Source organism: Pseudomonas sp. So3.2b (assembly GCF_019464415.1).
Lineage (GTDB): Bacteria > Pseudomonadota > Gammaproteobacteria > Pseudomonadales > Pseudomonadaceae > Aquipseudomonas > Aquipseudomonas shahriarae.
Genome location: NZ_CP080494.1, coordinates 2318362 through 2335382 on the forward strand (window position 1 = coordinate 2318362; position 17021 = coordinate 2335382).

Annotated in this window: 16 protein-coding genes; 9 read left to right on the forward strand and 7 right to left on the reverse strand. The window is 61.3% G+C overall.

All coding sequences use genetic code 11. The features are described from left to right. The first annotated feature begins 54 nt into the window (after window positions 1-54). Window positions 55-804 (forward strand): sulfite exporter TauE/SafE family protein, encoded by a 750-nt coding sequence (locus K1X80_RS10615; RefSeq protein ID WP_057439181.1) that lies wholly within the window; start codon window positions 55-57, stop codon window positions 802-804. On the opposite strand, the gene K1X80_RS10620 is transcribed toward K1X80_RS10615, so the two are convergent. After that, window positions 794-1675, reverse strand: a complete 882-nt coding sequence (locus K1X80_RS10620; protein ID WP_120734414.1) for a LysR family transcriptional regulator — start codon at window positions 1673-1675, stop codon at window positions 794-796. The genes K1X80_RS10615 and K1X80_RS10620 overlap by 11 nt on opposite strands. 70 nt (window positions 1676-1745) lie before the next feature. On the opposite strand from K1X80_RS10620, the gene K1X80_RS10625 reads away from it, so the two are divergent. Both K1X80_RS10625 and K1X80_RS10630 read left to right on the forward strand, forming a co-directional pair. Further along, the gene (locus K1X80_RS10625; protein WP_186625777.1) at window positions 1746-1952 is read left to right on the forward strand and encodes a DUF1127 domain-containing protein; all 207 of its coding nucleotides are present in this window, start codon (window positions 1746-1748) and stop codon (window positions 1950-1952) included. A gap of 43 nt (window positions 1953-1995) precedes the next feature. Beyond that, window positions 1996-3228 (forward strand): winged helix-turn-helix domain-containing protein, encoded by a 1233-nt coding sequence (locus K1X80_RS10630; protein ID WP_169989337.1) that lies wholly within the window; start codon window positions 1996-1998, stop codon window positions 3226-3228. An 88-nt stretch (window positions 3229-3316) separates the two neighbouring features. Here K1X80_RS10630 and K1X80_RS10635 read toward each other — a convergent pair whose 3' ends face one another. After that, the gene (locus tag K1X80_RS10635) at window positions 3317-4663 is read right to left on the reverse strand and encodes a class II 3-deoxy-7-phosphoheptulonate synthase (protein WP_057958936.1); all 1347 of its coding nucleotides are present in this window, start codon (window positions 4661-4663) and stop codon (window positions 3317-3319) included. A gap of 142 nt (window positions 4664-4805) precedes the next feature. Between K1X80_RS10635 and K1X80_RS10640 the strand changes: the two genes are divergently transcribed. After that, a complete protein-coding gene (locus K1X80_RS10640) occupies window positions 4806-5561 on the forward strand; it encodes a spermidine synthase (RefSeq protein ID WP_220172881.1) in 756 nt (251 codons plus the stop codon). A gap of 334 nt (window positions 5562-5895) precedes the next feature. Here the strand turns inward: K1X80_RS10640 and K1X80_RS10645 are convergent, their stop codons facing one another. Next, entirely contained in the window at window positions 5896-6687 is a 792-nt protein-coding gene (locus K1X80_RS10645) for a crotonase/enoyl-CoA hydratase family protein (RefSeq protein WP_057958937.1), read from the reverse strand. Between the two features lie 422 nt (window positions 6688-7109). Here K1X80_RS10645 and K1X80_RS10650 point away from each other — a divergent pair, with 422 nt between their 5' ends. Further along, the gene (locus K1X80_RS10650) at window positions 7110-8783 is read left to right on the forward strand and encodes a DEAD/DEAH box helicase (protein ID WP_017136163.1); all 1674 of its coding nucleotides are present in this window, start codon (window positions 7110-7112) and stop codon (window positions 8781-8783) included. A gap of 97 nt (window positions 8784-8880) precedes the next feature. Here the strand turns inward: K1X80_RS10650 and K1X80_RS10655 are convergent, their stop codons facing one another. Beyond that, window positions 8881-9648 (reverse strand): class III extradiol ring-cleavage dioxygenase, encoded by a 768-nt coding sequence (locus tag K1X80_RS10655; protein WP_057958938.1) that lies wholly within the window; start codon window positions 9646-9648, stop codon window positions 8881-8883. 103 nt (window positions 9649-9751) lie between these two features. On the opposite strand from K1X80_RS10655, the gene K1X80_RS10660 reads away from it, so the two are divergent. Next, entirely contained in the window at window positions 9752-10408 is a 657-nt protein-coding gene (locus tag K1X80_RS10660) for a thiopurine S-methyltransferase (protein ID WP_186625776.1), read from the forward strand. 57 nt (window positions 10409-10465) lie between these two features. Here the strand turns inward: K1X80_RS10660 and htpX are convergent, their stop codons facing one another. Then, window positions 10466-11353 (reverse strand): protease HtpX, encoded by an 888-nt coding sequence (gene htpX, locus K1X80_RS10665; RefSeq protein ID WP_029298042.1) that lies wholly within the window; start codon window positions 11351-11353, stop codon window positions 10466-10468. 304 nt (window positions 11354-11657) lie between these two features. Further along, entirely contained in the window at window positions 11658-12869 is a 1212-nt protein-coding gene (locus K1X80_RS10670) for a pyridoxal phosphate-dependent aminotransferase (protein ID WP_029298044.1), read from the reverse strand. Between the two features lie 203 nt (window positions 12870-13072). Between K1X80_RS10670 and msrB the strand changes: the two genes are divergently transcribed. The 3 genes from msrB (at window position 13073) to K1X80_RS10685 (ending at window position 14558) form a co-directional block, all read left to right on the forward strand. Next, complete coding sequence (gene msrB, locus K1X80_RS10675; RefSeq protein WP_057958940.1) at window positions 13073-13465, forward strand: peptide-methionine (R)-S-oxide reductase MsrB; 393 nt, start codon at window positions 13073-13075, stop codon at window positions 13463-13465. 149 nt (window positions 13466-13614) lie between these two features. Next, window positions 13615-14100 carry a glutathione peroxidase gene (locus K1X80_RS10680; RefSeq protein WP_057958941.1) on the forward strand — a complete coding sequence of 162 codons (486 nt, stop codon included), beginning with the start codon at window positions 13615-13617 and terminating at the stop codon, window positions 14098-14100. Then, entirely contained in the window at window positions 14097-14558 is a 462-nt protein-coding gene (locus K1X80_RS10685; protein ID WP_057958942.1) for a MarR family winged helix-turn-helix transcriptional regulator, read from the forward strand. Before K1X80_RS10680 ends, K1X80_RS10685 begins: the two co-directional genes overlap by 4 nt. On the opposite strand, the gene K1X80_RS10690 is transcribed toward K1X80_RS10685, so the two are convergent. Beyond that, the gene (locus K1X80_RS10690; protein ID WP_057958943.1) at window positions 14542-16866 is read right to left on the reverse strand and encodes a response regulator; all 2325 of its coding nucleotides are present in this window, start codon (window positions 16864-16866) and stop codon (window positions 14542-14544) included. The genes K1X80_RS10685 and K1X80_RS10690 overlap by 17 nt on opposite strands. Between the last annotated feature and the right edge of the window lie 155 nt (window positions 16867-17021).

A 17021-nucleotide genomic window follows, 5' to 3' on the forward strand; every position in this document is an offset into this window, starting at 1 on the left:
TACCAGAGTGGACTGCGTAGCATGCAGGGCTTGAGACGGTGCAGGGGTACGGTTGTGGTGGATATGGCGATGTATGTGGTGCTGGGCATAGCCCTGGGTACCGTCGGCGGGCTGTTTGGCATTGGTGGCGGGCTGATCGCGATTCCGGTGCTGGGCGTCTTGTTTGGCCTGGATCAGCAAATCGCCCAAGGCACTGCGCTGGTGATGGTCGTGCCCAATGTGATGTTGGCGCTGTGGCGTTATCACCAGCGCAACCGCATTGAGCTGCGCCATGCCTTGCCGCTTGGCATCACGGGGTTTTGCTTTGCCTGGCTGGGTTCGATCTGGGCGGTAGGCATTGATGCGGGCGTGATGCGCATTGGTTTTATCGCATTTTTGGTGGCCCTGTCGGCGTACAACCTGGTGCGCATGGTCACCAGCAATGCGCCACCTTCGGCGCAGATGCGCTATTCCTGGCCGTGGCTGGGGGTATTGGGCGCGGCGTCGGGATCCATGGGGGGCCTGTTTGGTGTTGGCGGCGCGGTGGTTGCCACACCGGTGTTGACCAGCGTGTTCGGCACCACCCAGGTGGTTGCACAGGGCCTGTCCCTGGCACTGGCCTTGCCCAGCACCGGCGTCACCCTGGTGACTTATGCCTGGCACCAGGAAGTGGATTGGCTGATCGGCGTGCCCCTGGCGGTCGGCGGGCTGCTGAGTATCAGTTGGGGGGTGAAAATCGCCCACGCGTTGCCGGAGCGCCTGCTGCGCGGTTTGTTCTGCGGCTTCCTGGTGGTATGCGCGGTGATGTTGACCTTTAAAGTCTGAAGCCTTCGAGGATGTACTCGGCCAGGCACTCGGTGATGGGCGAGGTCATATTCGGGTTGCGCAGCAGGCGCAAGTTGACCGTGTGCAGTGGGCCGAAACCTTCGTCACTGCCGAGTATCCGCAGATCGTCGGTGACCAGGCTTTCCATCATCACCGTCACCGCCAGCCCCGCACCCACCACGGCCTGGATCGCCGCACCGTTGGAGCTGTGGTAGGCCAGGCGATACTCGCGCCCCACGGCCTCCAGCGAGGCGCGCGCCCATTGCGTGCAAAAGCTGTCCAGGCCGGCGATCGCCAGGGGCAGGGTCTCGTGTTCATCCACGCAGAAGCACGGTGACGCCACCCAGACCATGCGCTCGTTGCGCAGCTGTTCGCCGATTTCATTCCCCGGTTCACGGCTGACCACGGTCAACGCCAGGTCACGTCGCTGCATCAACACGGGCGTGCCTTCGCAGTGCATCTCAATCTGGATCAGCGGGTAGGCCTTGGAAAAGCGCTTGAGGATACCGGGCAGGTAGCGCATCACGTAGTCGTCCGGGGTGCCGATGCGCACCAGCCCGACCATATGCGGCTCGCGCAAGGTATTGAACACCTCGCTGTGCAGCTTCAGGATGCGCCGCGCATACCCCAGCAACACCTGGCCCTCGGGCGTAAGCCTGACCTGCCGGCCATCACGCTCGAACAACTTGCGCTGCAACACGTCCTCCTCCAGACGCTTCATTTGCATACTGACCGCCGATTGGGTGCGGTTGACCTTCTCGCCGGCGCGGGTGAAACCACCCTGGTCGGCGATGGCGACGAAGGTGCGCAGCACGTCGGTATCAATGCTCGGGTAGTTGTTCAATTGATCAATCTCTGAGATGTGTTGCATAAAAAACATTCGTTGGATTGATCATAGCCCCAGGCCCAGACTTTAGTCATCCCCACTGGAGGGCGAGATGATGAAGGGTCAAAGAGGTTATGTGTTGTTGGTGAAACGCCCGTTGGCCGGGGTGTTTCAAAGGGTTTGCCGTTGGTACGCCGTGCAGCGCGAGCGTCAGGTCCTGGCAGAAATGAGTGATGACTCACTCAAGGATATTGGCTTGACCCGGGCGGATGTCGAGCATGAACGCCACCGGTTTGTGTGGAATGACCCGTTGGGTAAATGACGGCCACCGCGCTACAGTCTGCGGGCGTAATCAGGAGATGCACATGCCCGCAGAACTGCGCTTTTCCCTCAAGCAAGCACGCCGCCTGGCACTGGCGGCCCAAGGCTTTTCCGGGCGCCAGCCGCCCGCACAGATCAAGGCAGCCCAGGTCAATCGTCTGATCGAGCGCCTGGGTGTGTTGCAGATCGACTCGGTCAATGCCGTGGTGCGCTCCCACTACCTGCCGCTGTTTTCCCGCCTGGGTCATTACTCGCCGTTGCTGCTGGAACAGGCGGCCTGGAGCCAGGGGCGCAAGCGTACGCTGTTCGAGTATTGGGGGCATGAGGCCTCGCTGCTGCCGATGGCGCTGTATCCGCTGATGCGCTGGCGCATGCAGCGGGCGTCCGAGGGGCAGGGGATCTATCAGCAGATGGCGCGTTTTGGGCGCGAGCAACAGGCGACCATCCGCCGCGTGCTGGCCATCGTCGAACAGCAGGGTGCGTTGGGGGCGGGCAGCCTGTCGACCCGTGAAGAGCGCGCCGGGCCGTGGTGGGACTGGAGTGATGAAAAGCAGGCCCTGGAATGGCTGTTTGCCGCAGGACTGGTGACGGTGGCCGGGCGCCGTGGTTTCGAGCGGCTGTACGACCTGCCGGAGCGGGTTATCCCGGCAGCGATTCTGCAACAGGCACCCTTGAGCGAGCACAGTGCCCAGCGTGGCCTGTTGCTGCATGCCGCGACGGCGCTGGGTATCGCCACGGAAAAGGACCTGCGCGATTATTTTCGCCTGACCCCGGCAGAGGGTCGTGGGCGCCTCGCCGACTTGGTCGAGGATGGGCAATTGCAGGTCTGCCAGGTCCAGGGTTGGAAACAGCCGGCGTATTGCCTGCCCGAGCCAACGGTCCCGCGCAAGGTGACAGCCAGTGCCTTGCTGTCGCCCTTTGATTCATTGATCTGGGAGCGTAGCCGTACCGAGCGCCTGTTCGACTTTCGCTATCGGCTGGAGATCTACACCCCGCAGGACAAGCGGGTGTACGGCTATTACGTGCTGCCGTTCCTGCACAACGAACGCATCGCCGCACGGGTGGACCTGCGCGCCGAGCGTGCCAATGCGCGGTTGGCAGTGCATGCCGTGCATGAGGAAGAGCCAGGGTTGGATGAGGCGGGGATGTTGGCACTGGCGTTGAGCCTGCGGCAGATGGCGGATTGGCTGGGGTTGGAGCAGGTGCAGATCAATTGTCAGCGGCACAGCGCAGCCCGGTTGCGGGTGGCAATGCTGGCAATGGAGGCTGGCAGATAGGACGCTATCGCGGGCGAGCCCGGCTCCCATATTGACCGTGGTGGGAGCCCGGCTTGCTCGCGATAGCGTTGGTTCAGGCCACACCTGCCTAGCGTTTGACCTGCTTCAACGTCTCGGCAATCAGGAACGCCAGCTCCAGCGACTGATCGGCATTCATCCGCGGGTCGCAATGGGTGTGGTACCGGTCCGACAAGCCATCCTCGGTAATCGGCCGCGCACCGCCGATGCACTCGGTGACATTCTGCCCGGTCATTTCAATATGAATCCCGCCGGCATAAGTGCCTTCGGCTTCATGGACCTGGAAGAATTCCTTCACTTCACTGAGGATCTGCGCGAAGTCCCGGGTCTTGTAGCCGCTGCTGGCCTTGATGGTGTTGCCATGCATCGGGTCGCTGCTCCACAACACCTGCTTGCCTTCGCGCTGCACGGCGCGGATCAGGTTGGGCAGGTGGTCGCCGACCTTGTTGGCGCCCATGCGTGCGATCAGGTTCAGGCGCCCAGGATCGTTGTCCGGGTTGAGAATGTCGATCAGGCGAAGCAGATCCTCGGGGTTCATGCTCGGGCCGACCTTGACCCCGATCGGGTTGTTCACCCCGCGCAGGAACTCGACGTGGGCACCATCGAGCTGGCGTGTACGGTCGCCGATCCACAGCATATGGGCCGAACAGTCGTAGTAGTCGTTGGTCAGGCTGTCACGACGCACAAAGGCTTGCTCGTAGTTGAGCAGCAGCGCTTCGTGGGCGGTGAAGAAACTGGTCTCGCGCAATTGTGGCGAGCTGTCCATGCCGCAGGCGCGCATGAAGGCCAGGGTTTCGTCGATGCGGTTTGCCAGTTGGCTGTACTTGTCGGCCAGCGCAGAGTTGGCGATAAAGTCCAGGTTCCACTTGTGCACCTGGTGCAGGTCGGCAAAACCGCCCTGGGCGAAGGCTCGCAGCAGGTTCAGGGTCGCGGTGGACTGGTGGTAGGACTGCAACAGGCGGTCCGGATCCGGGACGCGGCTTTTCTCGTCGAAGCCAATACCGTTGACGATATCGCCACGGTAGGCGGGCAGGGTGATGCCGTCGATGGTTTCATCGTTGGCCGAGCGCGGCTTGGCGAACTGGCCGGCCATGCGCCCGACCTTGACCACCGGGCAGCCGGCGGCGAAGGTCATGACAATGGCCATCTGCAGCAGCACTTTGAAGGTGTCGCGGATTTTTGCAGCGGAGAACTCGGCAAAGCTCTCGGCGCAGTCGCCACCTTGCAGCAGGAATGCGCGACCCTGGGTCACTTCGGCAAACTGGCGGCGCAACTCCCGGGCTTCACCGGCGAACACCAGCGGCGGGTAACTGGCCAGGCTCTGCTCGACCTGCAGCAAGTGCGCGGCGTCAGGGTAGTGGGGTTGTTGCTGGATCGGCAGGGCGCGCCAGCTGTCGGGGCTCCAGGGTTGGCTCATCGTGAACTCGAATGAATGTCGGGAACGTGCATGTTATCAGCAATTAGTGCGTGACCTGCTGGCGCCGCTTGGCCGACAATCGCGCCTTTCCCGCTTGCTACCAGGCGGCTTGAACCCGTGCCCGGGCCCATTAGGAGATGAAATGACTGAGGAGCGCGTCGAGCGCCTGTTGGCTGAGGTCCACGATGACTTCGGCATGATCCGTGTGCTGGAAGTGGCCGATTACCGCTTTCTCGAGTTTGGCGATGCCATCGAGCAGAGCTGTGTGTTCACCGCCGATTCAAGCTGGCTGGAGTATGACTACACCCGTGCCATGTTGATTGGCGCCTTGTGCCACGAGCATCCCGAAAGTGCGCTGTTCCTTGGCCTGGGGGCGGGGACGCTGACCCAGGCCTGCCTCAAGTTCCTGCCCCTGGAAGATGTCGAAGCCATTGAACTGCGCCCGGATGTACCGCGCCTGGCCATCGAATACCTGGGGCTGGATGATGATCCGCGGTTGTACATCCGCGTGGGCGATGCGCTGGAGTTGCTGGAGACGGCGGAGCCGGCGGACCTGATTTTCGTCGACTTGTATACCGATGTGGGGCCGGGGGTTGGCCACCTGGCCTGGACCTTCCTGGAGAACTGCCAGAAGAAGCTCAACCCTGGTGGTTGGCTGGTGATCAATCAATGGGCCACCGATGATGGCAAGCCCCTGGGCGCTGCGTTGTTGCGTGGGCTTTATCATCGGCATTACTGGGAGCTGCCGGTGAAGGAGGGCAATGTGATCCTGATCGTGCCGGCGGAGCTGGACCAGACGCTGGACCTGGCGGCGGTGTCTGCGCGGGCCGAGGCGCTGGCGCCGCGCCTGGGGTATTCGTTGCAGGCCTTGATCAAGGCGGTTCGTCCGGCGACTTAGTTGCCTGGACTGGCCGCATTGCGGCCCAGGTCTCTGCACATCTCTTTGGTGCTTCTCAGGTTTGTGTACATATCTGTTGCTGCGGGCATGCCGAGCCTAGGCGAGGCACCGAGTGGTGGCAAAAGCGCTTTGGTTATTTTCGCGCTTTTCGAAAGTGAGCCGCCGTCAGGGCGGAACCAATAGCCGCCGTTACCGCAGCAATGGCTATGTACACATACCGAGAAGAGAGTTGTGTAGAGACCTATGCTCATCGCGGGCAAGCCCACAGGTGTACGCAGTCAAATGGGACGGTGCGCCGATTCGACTTACTCACGATGAGGCCATCACTGCCTGCTCACAACCCCTTGAATACCCCCGGCCGCTTCTCCAGCATCGCCCGCACCCCTTCCTTGGCATCCTCGCTGTTAAGCAGTTTTTCGACCAGCACCGGCAACCCGGCCGCCGCAGCGCTCTCGCCTTCATCCCGCGCCTGGCGCGCCGATGTCAACGTCGCCTGCACGCCCAGCGGTGCCTGGCTGGCAATCCGGTTGGCCAGGGTCAGTGCTCGAGGCAGCAGGTCCTCGCTGGCCATGACCTCTTGCACCAGTCCCAGTCTTAAAGCTTCATGGGCATCGAACTCATCGCCCGTCAGCAGCCAGCGCATGGCGTTGCCCCAGCCGGCGATCTGGTGCAGGCGCAGGGTGGCACCACCAAAAGGAAAGATCCCGCGCTGCACTTCCATCTGCGCAAAGCGCGTATTGCTGGCACACAGGTTGATATCTGCCGCGAGCATCAATTCGATACCGATGGTCAGGCAATAGCCCTGTGCGGCAACGATCACCGGCTTGCTGACCCTGGGCCCGGCGAACACGCCCCACGGGTCGCAACCTCCCAGCGGCGGCTGCCAGCCTTGGGCCATGGTGTGGGCGACGTTGATCAGGTCCAGTCCGGCGGTGAAATGCTCGCCATGCCCGAACACCACGGCCACCCGCGCTTCTTCATTACGATCGAATTCGCCATAGGCCAGGCTCAGTTCGTTGAGCAGATCGAGGTCAAAGGCGTTGCGCTTGGCGACCCGATCGAGCCCCAGCAGCAGGACATGCCCTTGTAGTTCACGGCTGACGCGGCTGCTACTGGCTTGACTCATGGGGGCATCCTCGGGCGCGAAAGGCAGTTTCGGACCGAAGGGCCCACTGCAAAAGGTGAAGCGTTTAAGCGCAATGACCAACGGGGCCGGGCCTTTGAAAAATAGACGTTCCTGCGAAGATGCGCAAAGCCAGTGACACAGAGCAGTGGAATGGCCTTTTCCGATAAAAAAAGCTCCCTTTTTCAGGGATTTCCGGTATAGTGCGCGCCGGCCTTTAACCGGGCCGCGTTTAGGTAGCGCAATTCCCCGAAGTCAGCTTCGGCTGCACGTCCGCACAGCGGACTCTCCCTTGACGAATCTTTTTCATTCATTCGTTTTCGCAAATCCCCGCCGACAAAGCAGCCAGGGCGACTCTTGAGTCTCAACACGGCATGCGCAGCTTTGGAGCATGGGTCTTTGCGGATGCACTTAGAGGCAGACCCATGACCCAGGAAACCGGCGGCTTCGCCGCTTTTAATCTTAACCCGAACATTCTTGCTGCCGTCATTGCGACCGGCTACGAAGAACCTTCGGCTATTCAGCAGCAATCGATCCCGATCATCATGGCCGGCCAAGACATGATTGGCCAGGCGCAAACCGGTACCGGTAAAACCGCCGCGTTCGCCCTGCCAATCCTGCACTGCATCGATCCTGCCAAGCGCGAGCCGCAAGCCCTGATCCTGGCGCCAACCCGTGAGTTGGCGCTGCAAGTAGCAACCGCTTTCGAAACCTACGCCAAGCAAATGCCGGGCGTTACCGTTGTGGCCGTTTACGGCGGCGCGCCTATGGGCCCACAACTGAAAGCAATCCGTAATGGCGCACAGATTGTTGTCGCCACGCCGGGCCGTCTGTGCGACCACCTGCGTCGTGACGAAAAAGTCCTGTCGACCGTGAACCACCTGGTTCTCGACGAAGCTGACGAAATGTTGAAGCTGGGCTTTATGGATGACCTGGAAGTCATCTTCAAGGCGCTGCCACCGACCCGTCAGACCGTACTGTTCTCGGCTACCCTGCCACAGTCGATCCGTGCCATTGCCGAACGCCATCTGCGCGATCCGCAACACGTGAAGATCCAGACCAAGACCCAGACCGTTACCGCGATCGAACAGGCTCACCTGTTGGTTCACGCTGACCAGAAGACCTCGGCTGTATTGAGCCTGCTGGAAGTCGAAGATTTCGACGCCCTGATCATGTTCGTGCGCACCAAGCAAGCGACCCTGGACCTGGCCAGTGCCCTGGAAGCCAAAGGCTACAAAGCCGCTGCGCTGAACGGTGACATTGCCCAGAACCAACGTGAGCGCGTCATCGACTCTCTCAAGGATGGCCGTCTGGACATCGTTGTGGCGACCGACGTAGCTGCCCGTGGTCTCGACGTTCCACGTATCACCCACGTGTTCAACGTTGACATGCCGTACGACCCAGAGTCCTACGTTCACCGTATCGGCCGTACCGGCCGTGCCGGTCGCGAAGGTCGTGCACTGCTGCTGGTGACTCCGCGTGAGCGCCGCATGCTGCAAGTGATCGAGCGTGTAACCGGTCAGAAAGTTGCCGAAGTCCGCCTGCCGGATGCCCAGGCCGTTCTCGATGCCCGCATCAAGAAACTGACCAACAGCCTGTCGCCGCTGGTGGCTGACGCTGAATCGACCCACGGCGACCTGCTGGACCGCCTGACCGCCGATATCGGTTGCACCCCACGCGCCCTGGCTGCAGCCCTGCTGCGCAAGGCTACCAACGGTCAGGCACTGACCCTGGCGGCGATCGAGAAAGAACGTCCACTGGTGCCGAACAACGCCCCGCGCGGTGATCGTCCAGAGCGTACTGGCGACCGTCCGGACCGTGGTGATCGTGAGCGTCGTGCGCCGGTTCCATTGGCCGAAGGCCGTGCTCGTTGCCGTACCGCGCTGGGTGCGCGTGATGGCATCGCTGCCAAGAACCTGCTGGGCGCTATCCTCAACGAGGGTGGCCTGGCACGTGAAGCGATCGGTCGCATCCAGGTGCGTGACAGCTTCTCTCTGGTTGAGCTGCCGGAAGATGGCCTGGAGAAGTTGCTGGCCAAGCTGAAAGACACCCGCGTTGCCGGCAAGCAGCTCAAGCTGCGTCGCTATCGCGAAGATTGATCAGCCCTCGGGTTGATTGATCGAACATAAAAAATCCCCGACTGGTTCGGGGATTTTTTTTGCCTGGGTTTCCCCGGGGCCCTACAAAAAACCGTGGTTAAGCAAAACGATAGATATCCATCCCCAAGGCTCCCAGGGTGAACCCCTGGTGGACCACACTGAACTGCCCGCCCGCACCGCGCGCGAAATACAGTGGCAACAAGTGCTCATCGCTGGGATGGCTGCGCACTGCATGGGGTGCCTGGCGGCGGTAGTCGTGCAAGGCAGCTTCATCCTCGGCGCCGAGTTGGTCGACGACCCAGTCGCGGAACTCCCGTGCCCAGGGCTCGATGCTTTGCGGCCCGGCCTGCCAGTCCAGTTCGCCGAGGTTATGGGTGATGCTGCCCGAGCCGATCAACAGCACGCCCTGTTCGCGCAAGCCGCGCAGTGCCTGGCCGATGCGGGTTTGCAGGACGGGGCCCATATGGCTGGGCAGGGAGACCTGCACCACAGGGATGTCGGCCGCCGGGTACATCAGCGACAGCGGCACCCAGGTGCCATGGTCGAACGGGCGCTGGTGATCGAGGCGGGCTTGCAAGCCATCGGCGATGAGCAACTCGACGATCTGCTGGGCCAGTGCCGGATCACCCGGTGCCGGATACTGCACGGCAAACAGTTCGCGGGGGAAGCCGCCGAAGTCGTGCCAGGTCTCTGGGGCGGGGCTGGCGCTGACCAGCAGTTCACGGCTTTCCCAGTGTGCGGACATCACCACGATTGCCTTGGGGCGTGGCAAGTCCGCCGCCAGGCGTGCAAGGGCCGGCCCGCTGGCGCCGGGTTGCAGGGCAAGCATGGGCGAGCCGTGGGAAATAAACAGGCTGGGCAGCATGAGTGGGGTCCTCAAGGTTAAGATGGGACCATCTTCAATCAGATCATTGATCTAAATCTAATATAAGTTTTAGCGCTATTTGATCGAATTTTCAGGATTATTCATGGACTCCACCTTTTGGCATGACCGCTGGGCACGTAATCAGATCGGCTTTCACCTGCCCGAGGTCAATCCCTATTTGCAGCGACACTGGCCGGGCCTGGGGTTGGCCAGCGGGGTGGGGGTGCTGGTGCCGCTATGTGGCAAGAGCCTGGATCTGGTCTGGCTGGCGAACCAGGGGCATCGAGTCCTGGGGGTGGAGCTGTCGGAAAAGGCCATTGAAGAGTTTTTCCAGGAGCAGCGCCTGGTTGCGCAAGTCAGCCAACGGGGTAGCTTCAAGGTGTATCAGGCAGGCGCTATCGAGCTGTGGTGCGGTGACTTCTTCGAGTTGAGCCGCGAAGATGTGGCGGGCTGCACGGCCCTCTACGACCGGGCGGCGCTGATCGCCTTGCCGCCGTTGATGCGCGAGCGCTATGCCGCGCATTTGCAGGCGATTGCGCCGCAGGTGGACAGTGGCCTGCTGATCAGCCTGGACTATGAGCAGGCCCTGAAGGCAGGCCCGCCGTTTGCCGTGAGCGACGATGAAGTCCGTGGGCTGCTGGGAGTGCACTGGCGCCTGAGCGTCCTGGAGCAGCGGGATATCCTGGCCGAGAGCCCGAAGTTCGCCCAGGGCGGTGTCACGCGGCTGGAGGAGCGGGTTTACCGGTTGGCGCCGCTGTAAATCACGCGCCCACAAAAAAGGGGCGATTCAATCGCCCCTTTTTTTACCCGCTGGCTGTCAGCCGCGACGACGCAGTGCGTCGATCCGCTCTTCCAGTGGCGGGTGGCTCATGAACATCCGCGCCAGGCCTTGCTTGACGCCACCGTTGATGCCGAAGGCATTCAGGGTGTCCGGCATATGCACCGGCAGGCCCTGTTCGGAGCGCAGGCGTTGCAGGGCGCCGATCATGGCGGCAGTACCGGCCAGTTGCGCGCCGGCTTCGTCGGCGCGGAATTCGCGTTTGCGCGAGAACCACATCACGATGGAGCTGGCAAGGAAGCCCAGTACCAGTTCGGCAAAGATGGTCGCCACGTAGTAGGCGATACCCTGGCCGCCTTCGTTCTTGAAGATCACCTTGTCGACAAAGTTGCCGATGATCCGTGCAAAGAACATCACGAAGGTGTTCACCACGCCCTGGACCAATGCCAGGGTGACCATGTCACCGTTGGCGACGTGGCCGATCTCGTGGGCCAGCACGGCCTTCACTTCGTCGGGCGAGAAACGCTCCAGCAAACCCTGGCTGACGGCAACAAGAGCATCGTTCTTGTTCCAGCCAGTGGCGAAGGCGTTGGCCTCGTAGGCCGGGAAGATGCCGACTTCGGGCATCTTGATCCCGGCTTCGCGGGACAGTTGCTCGACGGTCTGCAGCAGCCATTGCTCATGCCGGGTGCGTGGCTGGGTGATGATCTGGGTGCTGGTGCTCATCTTCGCCATCCACTTGGAGATGAACAGCGAGAAGATCGAGCCGGCAAAACCAAAGACGGCACAGAAAACCAGCAGCTGATTGAGGTTCAGATCAACCCCGTTGGCCGCCATGAACCCGTTGAAGCCGAAAAGGCTCAGGGTGATGCTGGCAATCAGCACGACCGCCAGGTTAGTGGCCAAGAACAGCAGGATGCGCATCATGGTTGTAGAATTCTCCTCATGCTTAATATGTCGCGTACTGCGGGGTATATAAGGTGCGGCAGTGGGCTATTCAACCGGGCGACTATTTCAAACTGTGTCCTACAGCATGAATGTAGAGGCTTGCAGGGATTTTCCGAGGCTTGGGACCCGTGAAAATTGCCCTTGGCTGGCGTCTGCGCCCCACGATTGCGGGTAAGTACAGGGTAGAGGGGAAGCGGGCGGAGCAGAAGGTGTGTCTGGGTACAGAATGTGTTGCCAGATACTCGCTGTACGACCTTTTGCGGGCCGTACAGCGAAAGCCGGGTTACTGGCGATAGGACTTCAGGAAGTTGCCAATGCGCCCGATGGCCATGTCCAGGTCATCCACGCGCGGCAGGGTCACCACACGGAAGTGGTCGGGCCACGGCCAGTTGAACGCCGTGCCCTGGACCACCAGCAGCTTTTCCGACAGCAGCAGGTCGAGGACGAACTTCTCGTCGTTGTGGATCGGGCAGACCTTCGGGTCAATCCGTGGGAACGCATACAGGGCGCCCATGGGTTTGACGCAACTGACGCCGGGAATGTCGTTGAGCAGTTCCCAGGTACGGTTGCGCTGCTCCAGCAGGCGGCCGGCCGGCAGTACCAGGTCGTTGATGCTCTGGTAGCCACCCAGCGCGGTCTGGATCGCGTGCTGGCTCGGCACGTTGGCGCACAGGCGCATATTGGCCAGCATATCGATGCCTTCGATGTAGCTCTGGGCATTGTGCTTGGGCCCGGAGATGGCCACCCAGCCGGAACGGAAACCCGCCACCCGGTAGGACTTGGACAGGCCGTTGAAGGTCAGGCACAGCAGGTCCGGGGCCAGGGAGGCGGTACAGATGTGCACGGCGTCGTCGTAGAGGATCTTGTCGTAGATCTCGTCGGAGAACACCACCAGGTTGTGCTGGCGCGCCAGTTCCAGCATGCCCAGCAGCACTTCCTTGGAATACACTGCGCCCGTCGGGTTGTTCGGGTTGATGATCACCAGCGCCTTGGTATTGGGCGTGATCTTGGCCTTGATATCAGCCAGGTCCGGCCACCAGTTGGCTTGCTCGTCGCACAGGTAATGCACCGGATGGCCGCCCGCCAGGGTCACGGCCGCCGTCCACAGCGGGTAGTCAGGCGCCGGCACCAGCACTTCGTCGCCGTTGTTGAGCAGGGCTTGCATGGCCATCACGATCAGCTCGGAGACGCCGTTGCCCAGGTAGATATCTTCGATACCGACCCCTTCCACCTGCTTTTGCTGGTAGTACTGCATCACGGCCTTGCGCGCGCTGAACAAGCCTTTGGAGTCGCTATAGCCTTGGGCGGTGGGCAGGTTGCGGATCACGTCCTGGAGGATTTCGTCCGGTGCTTCGAAACCAAAGGGCGCCGGGTTGCCAATGTTCAGCTTGAGGATGCGATGGCCTTCCTCTTCCAGGCGTTTGGCGTGCTTGAGCACTGGGCCGCGAATGTCGTAGCAGACGTTGGCGAGCTTATTCGATTTGCTGACCTGCATGGCGATGTGATCCCGAAAATGAACGATCCAGACGATGTGAAGACTACCGTGCTGGGAATCCTGCGTGTGGCCTGACCCATAAATACGTTTGAATGCCGATAACGCGGGTGCCAGACTGGCGCTTTGAAGAGGCGCAATCATACGTGCCGCCTGATCCATGGAAAAGACACAGATCAGGCTTTTTCAGTTGTCGAGGTGGATTGATGGAAAAGTTGGATAAGACCCTGGATGAATGGCGGGAAATGCTCGACCCGGCGCAGTATCAAGTGTGCCGTCTCAAGGGCACCGAGCGGCCGTTTTCCGGCATTTACAACGCGACTACGACCGATGGTGTGTATCACTGCATTTGCTGCAATGAGCCACTGTTCGATTCAAAGACCAAGTTCGATGCCGGTTGTGGCTGGCCCAGTTTTTATCAGCCGATTGCTGATAGCGCGATGATTGAGATTCGTGATGTCAGCCACGGGATGATCCGTACTGAAGTGACCTGTGCCAGGTGCGATGCGCACTTGGGGCATGTGTTCCCGGATGGTCCGCCGCCTACTGGCTTGCGTTACTGCATCAACTCGGTGTGCCTGGACCTGGTTCCCCGCTGAAATCCCCTGTAGCGAGGGGCTGTGGTGATGAGGGGGCAAGCCCCCCTCGTCACACGCTGATGTCGGGTTATCAGTCTGGTCAATTAAATTGCATGCAATTTAATTGCTCGCTATGTTTTCACAACCTTCTCTGCATCCGAGGCGTTCTCATGAGCAACAACCTGCTGACCATCCCCTGCACCACCATCAAGGGCGAGCAAAAGACCCTGGCGGACTTCGCTGGCAAGGCGATCCTGGTGGTCAATACCGCCAGCAAGTGCGGTTTCACCCCGCAGTACAAAGGCCTTGAGCAGCTTTGGCAGCAGTACAAGGACCAGGGCCTGGTGGTGTTGGGCTTTCCGTGCAATCAGTTCGGCAAGCAGGAACCGGGTGACGAGGGGGCCATTTCGGAGTTTTGCGAGCTGAATTTCGGCGTCAGTTTCCCGTTGTTCAAGAAGGTCGATGTCAACGGCGGCGAGGCCCACCCGCTGTTTGTGCAATTGAAACAGCGCGCACCGGGTCTGCTGGGCTCCAAGGGCATCAAGTGGAACTTCACCAAGTTCCTGATCGGTCGCGACGGTCAGGTGGTCAAGCGTTTTGCCCCGACCACCAAACCTCAGGAACTGACCCAAGAGATCGAAGCGTTGCTCAAATGACCGACTTGCCTGCCGTATCCCTGGCCCTGGATGACCAGTTGTGCTTCAAGCTGTACGCCGCCTCCCGGGCGGTGACGCGGGCCTACAAACCGATGCTCGACGAGTTGGGCCTGACGTATCCGCAATACCTGGCCATGTTGGTGTTGTGGGAGTGGCACGCCGTTGCGCCGCCCCAGCCGACGGTCAAGGCGCTGGGAGAGCGCTTGTTGCTCGACTCCGGCACGTTGACGCCGTTGCTCAAGCGCCTCGAACAGCTGGCGTTGATCACGCGCCGGCGCAGTACCCGGGATGAGCGCGAAGTGCACTTGTGTCTTGCCGACGCGGGCCAGGCGCTGCGTGAGCGCGTCCAGCCGCTGAAGGCCCGCCTGTTGTGTGACAGTGGTGTGGACCTGAGCCAGGCGGATGCCTTGCGCCATGGCCTCGACCAGTTGCTCCGGCAGATCACAGACTTGTCGTAGTCGGCACCCAGAGGTCGAGCAGGGCGTTGAGTTCTTCGCGGCGGAAGGGTTTGGCCAGGTAGTCGTTCATACCGGCGGCCCGGCACCGTTCGCGCTCCTCGGCCAGGGCATTGGCGGTCAGCGCGACAATCGGCAGCTCCGGCCAGCGCCCGCTACGGCGAATCTGCCGGCTCGCCTCGTAGCCATCCATCACCGGCATGTTGCAGTCCATCAGCACCATATCGAAGCGCTGTTCTTCCAGTTGCTTCAGTGCCTCGCCGCCATGGGCCGCGACCACCACCTCGCAGCCCAGCTTGCCGAGCATGCCCTTGGCCACCAGTTGATTGACCGGGTTGTCCTCCACCAAAAGGATGCGCGCCCGATGCGCGACCGGGCCGGTTTCCAGTTGGGCCAGGTCGAGGACGATTTCGCTGTCGGCGCGCAGGGTGCGGTGCAGGACCTGATACAGCGCAGCGCGGCTCAGCGGGCGAGCCTGCTGTTGCAGGGGCGCCAGGGCAGCCACTTCTTCGCTGGGCATGAAGTTGCCGTAGGCGGTAATCAGCAGGATCGGTGCGCTGACGGTCGGGCGCAGGCGGAACAGGCACTCGGGGCAGTCGGTGATCAGGATGTCCGGCGCCAGGCCGGTCAAGTCGTCGTCGATGGTGTAGCAGTGTGGGGACAATCCCCAGTGCGGCAGCAGGCTGAGCAGCAGTTCTGCCAGGCCACTGCTGGCCCCGGTAATCACCGCGACCTCGCCGGTCAACGGCCCCAGCCGCGCCGCCGGTGTGTGGGCGGCCAGTGGCAGTTCGGCGCAGAACTGGCTGCCGAAGCCGGTTTCCGAGCTGATGGTCAGCCGCCCGCGCATGGCCTCGCAAAGGTTGTGGGTCAGCGCCAACCCCAGGCCAGTCCCGCCAAACTGGCGGGTAATGCCGGCGCCCGCTTGGGTGAAGGGTTTGAAAATCCGCGTCTGGGCCTCCTGGGCAATGCCGATGCCGGTGTCGCACACTTCGATGCGCACGCCATCGGGTTGTGCACTGAGGCGTACGTCGACGCGGCCGAAACGGGTGAACTTCAAGGCATTCGACAGCAGGTTACTGACGATCTGCCGCACCCGGGTCGGATCACCCACGACCTGGGCGGGAAACTGCGGGTCGATCAGGCAGGTCAATTCGACGCTGGGGGCGGCGTTCTGCGACAGCAGGTTGGCGGTGTCTTCCACCAGGGAGCCGAGATCGAAAGGGATGCTCTCCAGTTCCAGTTGCCCGGCATCGAACTTGGACAGGTCGAGAATATCGTTGAGCAGTTCTACCAGGACCTTGCCGGAGTCATGGGCAATCGACAATTGTTGGCGCTGCTCGGCATTCAGCGTGCTGTCCAGGGACAGCGCGATCATGCCGAGGAGGCCGTTGAGCGGGGTACGGATTTCATGGCTCATGTTGGCGAGGAAGGCCGCACGCGCCTGGGCCATGCCCAGGGCAGTCATTTTCGACGCTTCCAGTTCCTCGTTGGACTGGCTTAGCCGCTGGTTGATCGCCTTGAGCTCGGTGGTACGCGCCGAAACAATATCTTCCAGTTGGCCGAGGTACTCGGTCAGGCGGTCCTCGGCGTGGCGCCGTTGCTGGATTTCGGTCTCCATATTCTCGAACTGTTGGTTGGCGACATTGACCAGCACACCGATCTCATCGTGTTCGTGCCCCGACGGGCAGTCCAGGCGAGCCTGGGGCCCATTGCCGGGGCTGCGGGTGCTCAGCTCGCGGATGATCCGCACCAGGGGTTGGGTCAGCATCACGTAGAACAGGCCCAGAAGGATGCCGGTCAGGATCAGGCTGCGAGCAAAGCCATTGAGCAGGGTGATCTCCGCTCGGCGTAGGAATCGGCTGCCAAACGCGTACGTATCGACGTCAAGGCGCAATACGCCGAGGGATTCGCCGGGCATATGGGTAAGATACAACCGGTTTTCGAACTGGCGGTTGGCGCCGAACAAAAAATCGCTGATGGGGCGGTAGCTGCTCTCTTTGCGCGGCCGATCAACGTCAGCCAGCACCAGGCCATTATTGTCGACCAACTGAGCCCGCGTGATGGCGGGGGAGTGCAGCAGGCCCAGGGTCAGTTCCTGGGCCAGTTCGGCGTCGATGTTGTAGGCGATACGTGAGGCAGGGTTATGGCTGATTTCAATCAGCGCGTGTATTTCACGGTTGATGGACGCGTCTTCGCTGGCATAATCAATGCCGATTTGGATCAGGCTGAGCAAGGTTCCCAATACGAAACCGACCAGCACAGTCAGTCTGGCTTGTTTATAAGACAAGCGGTGGGCGAACTTGATATCCATTGGGTGCTGAGCCACTTTACGTTTCCCTTCGCCCGGCAAGCATAGCTGAACATCCTCAGCGTCGGCCTTGCCCGGTATGAATCGTTTTTTCAGGTGCAGCCGTCTGGCAACTGCGTCAGGGTTGCCAATACGCCATCTTTTACAAGAACTTGCCA

Excerpts from the sequence above, each read along its gene's own strand:
- K1X80_RS10620 (WP_120734414.1), bottom strand. The coding sequence starts at position 1,675 with ATGCAACACATCTCAGAGATTGATCAATTGAACAACTACCCGAGCATT.
- K1X80_RS10645 (WP_057958937.1), bottom strand. The coding sequence starts at position 6,687 with ATGAGTCAAGCCAGTAGCAGCCGCGTCAGCCGTGAACTACAAGGGCAT.
- K1X80_RS10680 (WP_057958941.1), top strand. The coding sequence starts at position 13,615 with ATGAGCAACAACCTGCTGACCATCCCCTGCACCACCATCAAGGGCGAG.
- K1X80_RS10650 (WP_017136163.1), top strand. The coding sequence starts at position 7,110 with ATGACCCAGGAAACCGGCGGCTTCGCCGCTTTTAATCTTAACCCGAAC.
- htpX (WP_029298042.1), bottom strand. The coding sequence starts at position 11,353 with ATGATGCGCATCCTGCTGTTCTTGGCCACTAACCTGGCGGTCGTGCTG.
- K1X80_RS10670 (WP_029298044.1), bottom strand. The coding sequence starts at position 12,869 with ATGCAGGTCAGCAAATCGAATAAGCTCGCCAACGTCTGCTACGACATT.
- K1X80_RS10640 (WP_220172881.1), top strand. The coding sequence starts at position 4,806 with ATGACTGAGGAGCGCGTCGAGCGCCTGTTGGCTGAGGTCCACGATGAC.
- K1X80_RS10635 (WP_057958936.1), bottom strand. The coding sequence starts at position 4,663 with ATGAGCCAACCCTGGAGCCCCGACAGCTGGCGCGCCCTGCCGATCCAG.
- K1X80_RS10660 (WP_186625776.1), top strand. The coding sequence starts at position 9,752 with ATGGACTCCACCTTTTGGCATGACCGCTGGGCACGTAATCAGATCGGC.
- K1X80_RS10690 (WP_057958943.1), bottom strand. The coding sequence starts at position 16,866 with ATGGATATCAAGTTCGCCCACCGCTTGTCTTATAAACAAGCCAGACTG.
- K1X80_RS10685 (WP_057958942.1), top strand. The coding sequence starts at position 14,097 with ATGACCGACTTGCCTGCCGTATCCCTGGCCCTGGATGACCAGTTGTGC.
- K1X80_RS10655 (WP_057958938.1), bottom strand. The coding sequence starts at position 9,648 with ATGCTGCCCAGCCTGTTTATTTCCCACGGCTCGCCCATGCTTGCCCTG.
- K1X80_RS10625 (WP_186625777.1), top strand. The coding sequence starts at position 1,746 with ATGAAGGGTCAAAGAGGTTATGTGTTGTTGGTGAAACGCCCGTTGGCC.
- msrB (WP_057958940.1), top strand. The coding sequence starts at position 13,073 with ATGGAAAAGTTGGATAAGACCCTGGATGAATGGCGGGAAATGCTCGAC.
- K1X80_RS10630 (WP_169989337.1), top strand. The coding sequence starts at position 1,996 with ATGCCCGCAGAACTGCGCTTTTCCCTCAAGCAAGCACGCCGCCTGGCA.